At 71.8% G+C, this 12,205-nt stretch carries 9 protein-coding genes and 1 tRNA gene; 3 read left to right on the top strand and 7 right to left on the bottom strand.

Translation table 11 applies throughout. The features are described from left to right. Positions 1-64 precede the first annotated feature (64 nt). From ACGFRF_RS15115 to ACGFRF_RS15095, 5 genes are all read right to left on the bottom strand, one after another. Positions 65-1,555, bottom strand: a complete 1,491-nt coding sequence (locus ACGFRF_RS15115; RefSeq protein WP_393739880.1) for a penicillin-binding transpeptidase domain-containing protein — start codon at positions 1,553-1,555, stop codon at positions 65-67. Beyond that, complete coding sequence (locus ACGFRF_RS15110; RefSeq protein WP_393739878.1) at positions 1,552-3,003, bottom strand: FtsW/RodA/SpoVE family cell cycle protein; 1,452 nt, start codon at positions 3,001-3,003, stop codon at positions 1,552-1,554. The genes ACGFRF_RS15115 and ACGFRF_RS15110 overlap by 4 nt, the downstream gene beginning before the upstream one ends. Positions 3,004-3,030: 27 nt before the next feature. Beyond that, positions 3,031-4,575, bottom strand: a complete 1,545-nt coding sequence (locus tag ACGFRF_RS15105) for a Stp1/IreP family PP2C-type Ser/Thr phosphatase (protein ID WP_393740151.1) — start codon at positions 4,573-4,575, stop codon at positions 3,031-3,033. A gap of 132 nt (positions 4,576-4,707) precedes the next feature. Then, positions 4,708-5,244 carry an FHA domain-containing protein gene (locus tag ACGFRF_RS15100; protein ID WP_393739876.1) on the bottom strand — a complete coding sequence of 179 codons (537 nt, stop codon included), beginning with the start codon at positions 5,242-5,244 and terminating at the stop codon, positions 4,708-4,710. Between the two features lie 10 nt (positions 5,245-5,254). Further along, on the bottom strand, positions 5,255-6,109 hold the full coding sequence (locus tag ACGFRF_RS15095; RefSeq protein WP_393739874.1) for an FhaA domain-containing protein: 855 nt from the start codon (positions 6,107-6,109) through the stop codon (positions 5,255-5,257). Between the two features lie 444 nt (positions 6,110-6,553). On the opposite strand from ACGFRF_RS15095, the gene ACGFRF_RS15090 reads away from it, so the two are divergent. Then, positions 6,554-6,637, top strand: a tRNA-Leu gene (locus ACGFRF_RS15090). Positions 6,638-6,713: 76 nt separating this feature from the next. On the opposite strand, the gene ACGFRF_RS15085 is transcribed toward ACGFRF_RS15090, so the two are convergent. Together ACGFRF_RS15085 and ACGFRF_RS15080 are read right to left on the bottom strand one after the other, a co-directional pair. Further along, positions 6,714-9,134: an FtsX-like permease family protein gene (locus ACGFRF_RS15085; protein WP_393739872.1), complete on the bottom strand. Its 2,421-nt coding sequence runs from the start codon at positions 9,132-9,134 to the stop codon at positions 6,714-6,716. A gap of 172 nt (positions 9,135-9,306) precedes the next feature. Further along, positions 9,307-10,044, bottom strand: coding sequence for an ABC transporter ATP-binding protein (locus tag ACGFRF_RS15080; protein WP_393739870.1), 738 nt, complete (start codon positions 10,042-10,044; stop codon positions 9,307-9,309). A 223-nt stretch (positions 10,045-10,267) separates the two neighbouring features. Here ACGFRF_RS15080 and ACGFRF_RS15075 point away from each other — a divergent pair, with 223 nt between their 5' ends. Further along, positions 10,268-11,569 carry a sensor histidine kinase gene (locus tag ACGFRF_RS15075; protein WP_393739868.1) on the top strand — a complete coding sequence of 434 codons (1,302 nt, stop codon included), beginning with the start codon at positions 10,268-10,270 and terminating at the stop codon, positions 11,567-11,569. Further along, positions 11,524-12,201: a response regulator gene (locus ACGFRF_RS15070; RefSeq protein WP_393739866.1), complete on the top strand. Its 678-nt coding sequence runs from the start codon at positions 11,524-11,526 to the stop codon at positions 12,199-12,201. The genes ACGFRF_RS15075 and ACGFRF_RS15070 overlap by 46 nt, the downstream gene beginning before the upstream one ends. Positions 12,202-12,205: the final 4 nt, after the last annotated feature.

Here is a 12,205-nt window from a genome sequence, read left to right as displayed (position 1 = left end):
GCCCGGAACCCGATACAGGACCGGTATCGCAACGTGCATCGATGTGAAGGGGATGTGAGGGGTCTCACTTCTTGGAGTTGATGACGGCCTCCATCACGTTCTTCGCGATCGGCGCGGCCAGACCGCCGCCGGAGATGTCGTCGCGGTTGGCGTTCTCGTCCTCGACCACCACGGCCACGGCGACCGGCGAGCTGCCGTCGCTGAGCTTGGCGTAGGAGATGAACCACGCGTACGGGTTCTCGCTGTTCGCGACACCGTGCTGGGCGGTACCGGTCTTGCCGCCGACGGTGACCCCGCCGCCGATCTGCGCGTTCTTGCCCGTGCCGTCCTTGACGACCGTCTCCATCATCGACTGCAGGATCTGCGCGTTCTCCGGCGACAGCGGCCGGCTCAGCTCCTCCGGCTCGGTCTTGGCGACCGGGTCCAGGTTGGAGGACTGCAGCTCGTCGACCATGTACGGCTTCATCAGCTTGCCGTCGTTGGCGACCGCCGAGGCGACCATGGCCATCTGCAGCGGGGTGGCGGCGGTGTTGTACTGGCCGATGGAGGACAGCGCGGTCTGCGACGGGTTCATGTCGTCGGAGAACACCGAGGCGCTGGAGCGGACCGGAGTGAACTGCTCGGCGTCGAAGCCGAACTTCTTCGCCTCGGCCAGCATCTTGTCGTTGCCGAGGTCGGCGCCGATCTTGCCGAAGACGGTGTTGCAGGACACCCGCAGTGCCTCACGCATGGTCGCGTTCTCGCACGGGATGGGGCCCTCGTTCTTCAGCTGGGTCGTGGTGCCCGGCATGGTCCACGGCAGCGGGGAGTCGGTCCTCTGGTCGGCCGAGGTGTACTTGCCGTTCTCCAGCGCGGCCGCCGCGGTGACCACCTTGAAGGTGGAGCCCGGCGGGTAGGTCTCGCGCAGCGCCCGGTTCAGCATCGGGTCGGCCGGGTTGTTCTTCTTCTGCAGCTTGTTCCAGGCCTTGGCGTCCACGTCGGTGGAGTTGCCCGCGAAGGACGACGGGTCGTACGACGGGTACGAGGCCAGTGCCAGGATCTTGCCGGTGGACGGGTCCAGGGCGACGACGGCGCCCTTGCCGCCACGGGACTTCAGGCCGTCCCACGCGGCCTTCTGCGCGGAGGCGTTGAGCGTGGTGACGACGTTGCCGCCCTGCTGCTCCTTGCCGGTGATCATGTCCAGGGTCTTGCGGAAGAACAGCCGGTCGTCGTTGCCGGTGAGGATGCCGTCCTCGATGGACTCCAGCTGGGTCGCGCCGAAGGCCTGCGAGGCGTAGCCGGTGACCGGCGCCCACATGGGGCCGTTCTTGTAGGTCCGCTTGTACTTCAGGTCGTTCAGACCGGTCTTGCTGGTCTCGGTGGACCCGGTGATCGGGTCGCCGTCCACGATGATGTCGCCGCGCGGGGTGGCGTAGCGGGCGATGGTGACGCGGCGGTTGTTCGGGTCGTCCTTGAGGCTGTCGGTCTTGACGTACTGGAGCCAGTTGTCCCGCAGCAGCAGGGTCAGGACGAGCAGGCCGCAGAAGATCGCGATCCGGCGCAGGGGCTTGTTCATGACGGGCGGACCACCTGGGTCATCTCGGCGTCGGGATTGGCCGCGGGTGCGGGTGCCGGGCGGCGGGCGGTGTCGCTGATGCGGATCAGGATGCCGATCAGCGCCCAGTTGGCCAGCACGGAGGAACCGCCGTACGCGAGGAAGGGCATCGTCATACCGGTCAGCGGGATGAGGCCCATCACACCGCCGGCCACGACGAAGACCTGCAGCGCGAAGGCGCCGGACAGGCCGATGGCGAGCAGCTTGCCGAACGGGTCGCGGGCGGCGAGGGCGGTGCGCACGCCGCGCTCCACGATCAGGCCGTAGATCAGCAGGATCGCCATGATCCCCGCCAGGCCCAGCTCCTCGCCGAAGGTGGCGAGGATGAAGTCGGAGTTGGCGGCGAACCGGATCAGGTCGGAGTGGCCCTGGCCCCAGCCGGAGCCGAGGGTGCCGCCGGAGCCGAACGCCCACAGGGCCTGCATGGCCTGCTCGGAGTGGAGGATGCCGTCATTGGCCCCGCTGCGGCTGAGCTGGTACTCGCGCATCGGGTCGAGCCAGGCCTGCACACGGGTCTGGATGTGCGGTTCGAAGCTCGCCACACCGACGGCGCCGGCCGCGGACATCAGCAGACCGAAGACGATCCAGCTGGTCCGCTCGGTGGCGACGTACAGCATGATGACGAACATTCCGAAGAACAGCAGCGAGGTGCCGAGGTCGGTCTCGAAGACCAGGATGAGGATCGAGATCGCCCAGACGACCAGGATCGGGCCGAGGTCGCGGCCGCGCGGCAGGTACAGGCCCATGAAACGGCGGCTGGCGAGGGCCAGGGCGTCACGCTTCACCATGAGGTAGCCGGCGAAGAAGACGGCGAGGACGATCTTCGCGAACTCGCCGGGCTGCAGCGAGCCCAGGCCGGGGACCCGGATCCAGATCTTGGCGCCGTAGATGTTGGCCCCGAGTCCGGGCACCAGCGGCAGGATGAGCAGGATCAGCGCGCTGAACATGGAGATGTAGGTGTAGCGCTGCAGGACGCGGTGGTCCTTCAGGAAGACCAGCACGACGACGAACAGGGCGATGCCCAGCGCGGTGTACAGCAGCTGACGGGGCGCGGCCGTGACGAAGTTGGGCAGCGACTGCAGCAGCTTCGACTGGTCCAGCCGCCAGATGCACACGAGCCCGAGCCCGTTCAGCAGGGTGGCCAGCGGCAGCAGCAGCGGGTCGGCGTACGGGGCGAACTTCCGTACGCCGAGATGGGCGACGCCGGCCAGCAGGCCGAGACCGAGGCCGTAGCTCAGCAGGCCCGCGGGCACCTGGTCGTCGAGGGCCAGGCCCACGTTGGCGTAGGCGAACACCGGGATGGCCACGGCGAAGACCAGCAGGGCCAGCTCGGTGTTGCGGCGGCTCGGCGCGCCGATCGCGCCGATCGTGGACGTGTGGTGCGTCGGCGAATTGGACGTACTGCTCATCGTGTGACGGGGCCTCTCACGGCGTGCCTACTGCTTGCCGCACTGATCGACGACCTTCTGCTCATCCTCGGAGAGGCTCGGGCCGGGGTTGGGCGTGGCAGTCGTGGACGGGTTCGGAGACTTCGAGGGCGAGGTCGGGGACGTCTTCGACGCCGACGGGTTCGGCGTCGGTGATGCCTTGGACGTGAAGGAGGCGGAAGTGGTTCCTGTGGTGCCTCCGGCCTCGCCCTGGCCCGTCTTCGCGTTCTTCTCGCTCTCGGCGGCCGCGCGGTCCGCCTGCTTCTTGCACGCGGAGGCCTGCACGGACAGTGCCTCGATCTTCGTCTGGGCCTGCTTCAGACCGCCCGCCGCGATCGTGTTCTTGACCTGCTTCTGCTGGTAGGGCGGCAGGTACTTGAGTTCGATCTCGGGGTGGTCCTTCTCCACCTCCGACAGCGAGACCCACGCCAGGTCCTGGCTGATCCCGCGGTACAGCGCGACGTGCTCGTCCTTGACGCCGACGTAGTACTGCGTCTGCGTCCAGCGGTAGCCGCCGTACAGGCCGCCGCCGATGACGGCGAGGGCGAGGCCGCCGTAGAGGGATCTCTTCAGCCACCTGCGCTGCTTGCGCGGCTTGGTGAAGTCGCCGTCCGCGTAGTCGCCGAAACCGCCGGCCGGGGCGTAGCCGGTGGTGTCGCCGGAGCCGGGCGGCCCGAACTCGCCGCCCCCGTGGCCCTGGCGGCCCAGGTGGGAGGCGCGGCCGGCCGGGGTCTGCATGATGCCGTTGTCGTGCAGGTGGTGCTGGTTCTCGGCGACGGCGCCGACCACGACCGGCTGGTCGGACAGCTGTCCGGCGAGGGTGTCACCGGTGTCCAGGTCGAGGACGTCGGCGACGATGACGGTGATGTTGTCGGGGCCGCCACCGCGCAGCGCGAGCTGGATCAGCTCCTGCACCGTCTCCTGCGGACCCTGGTAGCTGGCGAGGGTCTCCTCCATCGTCTGGTGGGAGACGACACCGGACAGGCCGTCGGAGCAGATCAGATAGCGGTCGCCGGCCCGGACCTCGCGGATGGACAGGTCGGGCTCGACGTGCTCGCCGCTGCCGAGGGCGCGCATCAGCAGGGAGCGCTGCGGGTGGGTGGTGGCCTCTTCCTCGGTGATCCGGCCCTCGTCCACGAGCCGCTGCACCCAGGTGTGGTCCTGGGTGATCTGCGTCAGCACGCCGTCCCGCAGCAGATAGGCGCGGGAGTCGCCGACGTGCACGAGCCCGAGCCGCTGCCCGGTCCACAGCAGGGCGGTCAGGGTCGTCCCCATGCCCTCGAGCTGGGGATCCTCCTCGACCATGGAGCGCAGCTGGTCGTTGGCGCGCTGCACCGCGGTGCCGAGGGAGGTGAGGATGTCGGAGCCGGGCACGTCGTCGTCGAGCGTGACCAGGGTGGAGATGACCTCGGAGGAGGCGACCTCGCCGGCCGCCTGGCCGCCCATGCCGTCCGCGATCGCGAGCAGGCGGGGACCGGCGTAACCGGAGTCCTCGTTGCCTTCCCGGATCATGCCTTTGTGCGATCCGGCGGCAAAGCGCAGTGACAGACTCATGCGCACCTCGCCCGTCGGCTCCGGGTACAGCCGGTCGTGTCGAGCCACACTGCCCACCCTCCGGTCGGGAGCGCGCCGGAGACCGGGTGGCGGCCTGCCGCTGCGTGCTCGCTCCGCTCGCTCATTGTCGTACTACTTCCGCAGCTCGATGACGGTCTTGCCGATGCGGATCGGCGCGCCCAGCGGGATCGGCGTGGGGGTCGTCAGCCGGGACCGGTCCAGGTAGGTGCCGTTGGTGGAGCCGAGATCCTCGACGATCCACTGGCCGTCGCGGTCCGGGTAGATCCTGGCATGGCGGCTGGAGGCGTAGTCGTCGTCCAGCACGATCGTGGAGTCGTGCGCCCGGCCCAGCGTGATCGTCTGGCCCTGCAGCGCGACCGTGGTGCCGGTCAGGGTGCCTTCGGTCACGACCAGCTTGGTGGGGGCGTTGCGGCCGCGCCGGCCGCCGCCGCCCTGCTGGCCCCGCTGCTGCGGGGGTGCGGCCTGCTGCCGGGGCGCTTGCTGCCGGGCCGCCTGCTGCTGCTGGCGCCCGGCCTCCCTACGCGATCCGCGCTGGGTGACGCGCGTTCCGAACAGGTCGCTCCGGATGACCTGCACGGCCACGATCACGAACAGCCACAGTACGGCCAGGAAACCCAGCCGCATGACCGTGAGGGTCAGCTCTGACATTGCCCCCGCTTCACCCTTCGGCTTGCCTATAGATAACGGTGGTGCTGCCCACGACGATCCGCGAGCCGTCGCGGAGCGTAGCGCGGGTGGTGTGCTGCCCGTCCACCACGATGCCGTTGGTGGAGCCGAGATCCTGGATCGTCGAGGGCGTTCCGGTCCGGATCTCGCAGTGCCGGCGGGAGACGCCGGGGTCGTCGATCCGCACGTCGGCTTCGGTGCTGCGGCCCAGCACCAGCGTCGGGCGGGAGATCTGGTGGCGGGTGCCGTTGATCTCGATCCAGTAGCGGGTGCGCCCGCCGCTCATCGGCGCGGCCGCGGGCCGCTGGGTGGCGGGCTGGGGGTAGCCGTAGCCGCCGGGGCGGGCGCCGGGCGGCGGCGCGGACGGCATCGGGGGTGCCCCGGCGGGCGCGGCCGGCGGGTAGCCGTAGCCACCCGGGGCGCCCGGAGCGGGCCGGCCGGCCGCCGGGGCGGCGGGGGCCTGCTGGTTGCTGGAGGACGCCAGGGTGCGTGAGCGCACCCGGTACAGCCCGGTGTCGAGGTCGTCGGCCTTCTCCAGGGTGACCTTGATCGGGCCCATGAAGGTGTAGCGCTGCTGCTTGGCGTAGTCGCGCACCATCCCGGCCAGCTCGTCGCCGAGCTGCCCGGAGTAGGGGCTGAGGCGCTCGTGGTCCGGCGCGCTCAGCTCCACGATGAAGTCGTTGGGTACGACCGTGCGGTCACGGTTCCAGATAGTGGCGTTGTTGTCGCACTCCCGTTGGAGCGCACCGGCGATCTCCACGGGCTGGACCTCGGACTTGAAGACCTTGGCGAAGGTGCCGTTCACCAGACCTTCGAGACGCTGCTCGAACTTCTTCAGGACTCCCATGGGGCACCTCCTCCGTCGCTGCCGTTGCCTTGCCCTGCTGTGTGCCGCTGCCTTGCCGGGTACTGCTGGTACTGCTCACTGATCGTATCTACGCGCCCGGCAATCAGCCGGTTCCCCCAGCGGCTCCCGTTCGAACTCCTCCCCAGAACTCGTCCGGGGACTCCTCCGGGACCCGCGCCGGGACCTCCTCCCGGCATGGATCGTAGAGGCGGGCGAAGTCCAGTGTCCCGCACCTGGCTGTGCACCCGGTCCGCCTCCTGGGGAGATGGCCGGGACCGGTACGAGGTTGATACGTGAACCGGTACTCCTTGATACCTGCGGGGGCCGTGGGGCCCGGTCCGGGCGGCGGGTAAGGGATGTGAACCCACCCCGTACGACGTGCTAATGTTCTGGGTGTCGGAAGGGGCCAGCCCGAAAGGGCCGGGACCGGAAGACACACCCAATGCGCGGGTGGCGGAATAGGCAGACGCGCTGGATTCAGGTTCCAGTGCCCGCAAGGGCGTGGGGGTTCAACTCCCCCCTCGCGCACATCGAGGCTACGGGCCCATCGTGAAAACGGTGGGCCCGTAGCCGTTTTGTTGTCCTTTTTCTTGTGAGGAAGCTCTCAGGCGCTGTGGCGGCGTAGTGCGAACGCGGCCGGGACGGTCGCGGCTGTCACGGCGAGCAGCGCGCAGACGCCCACCGTGGCGCCGATCACGCTCCAGGGCACACGCACGACCGCGGGGGCCGACAGCAGGTGCAGGGCGGCGGCGATCCCGGCGAGGTGCAGGGCGGCGGTGAGCAGACCGAGCACGGTGCCGACCGCTACGACCGTCAGCGCGTCGAGGGCCACCAACCGCAGCAGCTGCCCCCGTGTCGCCCCGGTCGACCTCAGGACGACCAGGTCGCGCAGACGGTCGCGGTGCGCCATCACCATGGTGTTGATCACACAGATGCCGGTGTAGACGAGCGCGATGCCCAGCACGAGCAGCAGCCCGAGCCGGGTGGTGCGGTCGTTCGCCGGGTGACCGGCCTCCACCCACTGCTGACCGGTGCGGACCCGGCCGTGCGCCTCCCGCACGGCCGCGCGCAGTCCGGCGGCCACCGCGGCCGGGTCCGCATCCTCGGCGACGGCGACGTCGACCCGGTCCACGGGGGCGCCCGGGGCGTTGCGCGGGGTGACGTAGACGCCGTTGTCACCCGTGCCGGTGGCCATCACCGCCGCGATCCGCAGAGTGCGCCGGGTGCCGTCGCCGAGCCAGACGGTGACGCGCGAGCCCGAAGTGTGCCGCCGCCACTCCTCGTTGACGATGATCGAGTCGTCGTCGAGGGCGCGGACGTCCCCGGCGGTGAGCGGCAGGCGGGTGGTCGCGGCGAGCCCGACCGGGTCGGCGGCCCGGGCCTGCGACCTGATCAGGGCGACACCGTCCTCCAGGACGTACACCTCGTCCGACGCGGTCGCCGACACCTCGGCGCCCGGCACCGCCCGCAGCCGCCGCAGGGTCGCCGTGTCGAACCCCGCCCCGGCGGGCGGGCTCACGACGAACGCGGCGGCCGTCCGCGCCCGCGCCTCGGCGGCCCGCGCCGCCTGCAGCGTCGCGGTGGTGCCGGGCAGCGCGGCCGCGAGGGCGACCGTGACGAGCACGGGCGCGGCGATCGCCGCCGTGCGCCGCACCGCGCCCGCCGCGCTCTCCCGCACCAACAGGCCCGTGGCACCGGGCAGCCGGACCAGCGCGCGCACCAGAGGCCGCACCAGGGCCGGTGCCAGCAGCGCGACCGCGCCGGTCACCAGCATCGGGCGGCTGACGTACGACTTGCGGTGCAGCAGCTCACCCGGGTCACCGGCCAGCGCCGACGCGAGGGTGACGGCGGCCGTCAGCAGCAGCGCCCCACCGGCCAGCCGGCGGCCCCAGGTCGTCGCACGGGCGTCCACGTCGGCTTCGCGCAGCGCCTGCAACGGACCGATGCGGCCCGCCTGTCGGGAGGCGGCCAGCACCCCGCACAGTGCGACGAGCAGACCGGTCCAGAAGGCCAGGTGGTACGGCCGGCCGTGGTCACCGAGGCGGAACCAGCGCGGGGCGAGGCCCTCGGCGACGACCCGGGCGATCAGGTGCTGCGCCAGATATCCGCCGAGCGCGCAGCCCGCGGCCGAGGCGAGCGCGCCGACCAGCAGGGCCTCGGCGGTGACCAGCCGCCGGACCTGGCCCGGGGTGGCTCCGGCGGCGCGCAGCAGCCCGAACTCCCGGCGCCGCTGGGCGACCGCGAAGGCGAACGTGGACGCCACGACGAACGCCGACACGAAGGCGGCGACTCCGCCGGCCGTGCCGAACAGGGCGTTCAGCGCGGTCAGCGCCTCCCGGTCCCGGTCGGGGCCGGGTTCGGCACGGCATCGCTCGTCGCCGGTGAGGACCTGGGCTCCGGTGCCGCGCACCACCTCCGTCACGGATCTCGGGTCGGCGTCCGTCGCCAACTGCGTGCTGACCGGGGCCAGTCGGGCCGCTCGGGTGTCGGTGTAGAAGACGGCGTGCTCGAAGCCCCGTGCGGGGACCGTGCCCACCACGCGCACCGGGCCGCGGTCCGTGCCGAGGCGGGTGCCCGGACGGGCCCAGTCGCCGGTGACGACGACCTCGTCGGCGCGGCGGGGGGCGCGTCCGGCGTCGAGGGCGTAGCGGGCGAAGGGTGCGGTGGACCAGGGGTGGCCGACCAGATCCGCCGGTCCTCCGTCCGCTCGTACAGGGAACGACCGGTCCTCGACGACGGTTCCCAGCGTCCGCAACTTCTCCACGACGTAGGCGGGTAGGGGTCTGGGACGGGCCAGTGCGCGGACGCGGTCGCCGGTCGCGGTGGGCACGCGCAGGGTGTCGGCGCCCTTGACGACCACGGGAGCGGCGGCGAACCGTTCCGGTTCGCGGTCCGGGGCGTCCAGGGAGGCGGCGAGGGCCAGACCCATCACGGTGAGCAGGGCGGTACCGAGGGCGAGGGCGACGAAACTGCCCACGAAGGCGGACCGCCGGGCCCGCAGCGTACGCAGAGCGAGGCTCAACATGTGGCTGCCTCCGGGGCGGGCAGGCGGGTGGGGAGGATCGGCATGTGGTGGCCTGGGGGGCGGGGCAGGTGGGTGGGGAGGTTCGGCATGTGATGGCCACCAGGTAGGACAGGCCGGTGGCCAGGGCCAGCATGTGGTGGTTTGTCGGGGCCGGGCAGGCCGGCGGCGAGGCTCAGCATGTGGCGGCCTCCAGGTGGGTCATGCGGGTGGCGATCTCGTCCGCGTCCGCTTCGGTGAGTTGGCCGTTGAGCCGGCCGTCGACGAGGAAGACCACCCGGTCCGCGTACGAGGCGGCCACCGGGTCGTGCGTGACCATGACGACGGTGCGGCCCCCGCGACCGGCCATGCCGCGCAGCATTTCCAGCACCTCGCGGCCGGTACGGGAGTCCAGGGCCCCGGTCGGCTCGTCACCGAAGAGGACCTCGGGGCCAGTGATCAGAGCGCGCGCCAGGGCCACGCGCTGCTGCTGTCCGCCGGAGAGTTCGGCCGGGCGGTGCCGTGCGCGGTGCGCGAGACCCACCTGGGCGAGCACCTCGCGGACCCGCGCGCGAGAGAGGCGGCGGCCGGCGAGGCGCAGCGGCAGTGCCACGTTCTGCTCGGCGGTCAGATACGGCACGAGGTTGAACGCCTGGAAGACGAAGCCGATGCGTTCGCGCCGCAGCAGGGTCAGCCGGCGCTCGCTCAGCACCGTCAGCTCCGTCCCGCCGACGGTCACCGAGCCGGAGGTGGGCCGGTCCAGACCCGCCGCGCACTGCAGCAGGGTCGACTTGCCGGACCCGGAGGGGCCCATGACGGCGGTGAAACTGCCTCGCGGGAAGGCGAGGGTGACCTGGTCGAGTGCGGTGACCGTGCCGTTGCCCGTTCCGTAGCGTCGGCTGAGGCGGTGCAGGGCGATCGCGGGCTCGTTCATCCAATCCCCTTGGGTGAGAGGCCGGTTGGTGGAGGTGGGAGGAGGCCGGTCGGCGGTTCCGGGCCGTCCCGTTCGGGGCCGTCGGTTCGGGGTCCACGAAACCGTCCGGGGGTGCTGCGGCGCAGTGCGCCAGGACCGAGACCCGGGGTAGGGCCAGGCATACCCCCGGACCTCCCCCTGGACGGATGGTCCGGTCCCGCGCGCGGTGCCTACGGTGATCCCTATGCAGCCCTCTCGGAACGTGTGGCAGGCCCTCACCCGGCCCGGCTACGCGCTGTCGGCCTGGCCCTGGCGGTCGGCCGCCTACCTGTTCACGGGTGTGCCGACCGGCGCCGTGACCCTCGTGGCGATCACCGGCACCGTGGTGGCCGGCACCGCACTCGCCGTGGTTCTGGTGGGACTCGCGCTGCTGGTGGCCGCGGCGCTCGCCGGGATCCCGGTGGCCGCGGTGGAGCGGCGCAGGCTGCGCCTCCTCGGTGAAATGCCGATCCGGGACCGGCACCGCGCGCCGACGGACACCGGGCCCCGGTCCTGGCTGGCGACCCGGCTGCGGGAGCGGGCGACCTGGCGGGAACTCGGGTACGCCCTGCTGCTCGCCGTGGCGTTGTGGCCGGTCGACGCGCTCGCGGTCGTACTGGCCCTCGGCTGTCCGCTGTCCCTGTTGGCCACCCCGCTGCTGATGGCGACGGTCGGTGAGGGCCGCGAGGTGAAGGTGCTCAAGCTGTGGACGCTCACGGGGTGGCCGGAAGCCTTCGGGGTGGCCCTCGCGGGGTCGGCCCTGCTGGTGTGCGGCGCCTATCTGCTGGGCGTCGTCGCGGGTGCCCGGGCCGCGCTGACCCGGCTGCTGCTGGACCCCGGTCCGAGCGAGCGGGTCGTCGAACTCACCCGCTCCCGGGTCCGGTTGCTGGACGCCTTCGAGGCGGAGCGCCGGCGCATCGAGCGCGATCTGCACGACGGCGCCCAGCAACGGCTCGTCGCCCTCACCATGGCCCTCGGGCTGGCCCGGCTGGACGCGCCGTCCGGACCGCTGGCCGAGCAACTCGGCAAGGCCCACGAGGAGGCGGGCCTGGCCCTCGCCGAACTGCGCGAGCTGATCCACGGCATCCATCCCAAGGTCCTGACCGACTACGGCCTCCAGGCGGCCGTACTCGATGCCGCGGACCGCTCCGACGTGCCCGTGGACGTCGAACTGGACCTGCCGGGGCGGCTGCCCCCGGCCGTCGAGTCCGCCGCCTACTTCGTCGTCTGCGAGGCGCTCGCCAACGTCTCGCGGCACAGCGGCGCCGCACGCGCGCGCGTACGGGGCGAACACCGTGACGGCAGGCTCCTGCTGGCGGTGTGCGACGACGGCCGGGGCGGCGCGCGGGCCGGTGCGGGCAGCGGGCTGACCGGGCTCGCCGACCGGGTGTCGGTGCTCGATGGCACACTCACCCTGTCCAGCCCGGTGGGCGGACCGACCCTGCTGCGTGTGGAGTTGCCGTGCCAGCCTTGCGATCCCCGGGAACGGGCCGAACGCTCCGCGTAGTCCTCGCCGAGGACAGTGTGCTGCTGCGGGAGGGCCTGACCGGGCTGCTCGGCCGGTTCGGGCACCAGGTGGTGGCCGCGGTCGGCGACGCTGACGCGCTGCTCGCCGCGGTCGACGCGCACGACCCGGACATCGTCGTGACCGACGTACGGATGCCGCCCGGCTTCCAGGACGAGGGTCTGCACGCCGCCGTCCGCCTGCGCACCCGCCGGCCCACGCTGCCGGTGCTCGTCCTCAGCCAGTACGTGCAGCGCGCCTACGCCGCCGATCTGCTGGACTCCGGCGACGGCACCGGAGTCGGATACCTCCTGAAGGACCGGATCGGCCAGGTCGAGGAATTCGTCGCCGCGCTGGACGAGGTCGCCGACGGCGGCACGGTCGTGGACCCCGAGGTCGTACGGCAGTTGCTGCGCCGCCGCCGTGACCCGCTGGAGCGGCTCACCCCGCGCGAACGGGAGGTGCTGGCGTTGGTCGCCGAGGGCAGGTCGAACGCGGCGATCGCCCGCCACCTTGTGGTCTCGGAGGCGGCCGTCGGCAAGCACATCGGCAACATCCTCACCAAGCTGGACCTGCCACCGGCCGAGGAGACGCATCGGAGGGTGCTGGCGGTGCTGGCGTTCCTGCGGGCCTGAGCGC

It is taken from the genome of Streptomyces sp. NPDC048521 (genome assembly GCF_043199855.1).
GTDB lineage: Bacteria > Actinomycetota > Actinomycetes > Streptomycetales > Streptomycetaceae > Streptomyces.
This window is presented reverse-complemented; position numbering and strand designations above follow the sequence as displayed.

Excerpts from the sequence above, each read along its gene's own strand:
- ACGFRF_RS15115 (WP_393739880.1), bottom strand. The coding sequence starts at position 1,555 with ATGAACAAGCCCCTGCGCCGGATCGCGATCTTCTGCGGCCTGCTCGTC.
- ACGFRF_RS15110 (WP_393739878.1), bottom strand. The coding sequence starts at position 3,003 with ATGAGCAGTACGTCCAATTCGCCGACGCACCACACGTCCACGATCGGC.
- ACGFRF_RS15105 (WP_393740151.1), bottom strand. The coding sequence starts at position 4,575 with ATGAGTCTGTCACTGCGCTTTGCCGCCGGATCGCACAAAGGCATGATC.
- ACGFRF_RS15100 (WP_393739876.1), bottom strand. The coding sequence starts at position 5,244 with ATGTCAGAGCTGACCCTCACGGTCATGCGGCTGGGTTTCCTGGCCGTA.
- ACGFRF_RS15095 (WP_393739874.1), bottom strand. The coding sequence starts at position 6,109 with ATGGGAGTCCTGAAGAAGTTCGAGCAGCGTCTCGAAGGTCTGGTGAAC.
- ACGFRF_RS15085 (WP_393739872.1), bottom strand. The coding sequence starts at position 9,134 with ATGTTGAGCCTCGCTCTGCGTACGCTGCGGGCCCGGCGGTCCGCCTTC.
- ACGFRF_RS15080 (WP_393739870.1), bottom strand. The coding sequence starts at position 10,044 with ATGAACGAGCCCGCGATCGCCCTGCACCGCCTCAGCCGACGCTACGGA.
- ACGFRF_RS15075 (WP_393739868.1), top strand. The coding sequence starts at position 10,268 with ATGCAGCCCTCTCGGAACGTGTGGCAGGCCCTCACCCGGCCCGGCTAC.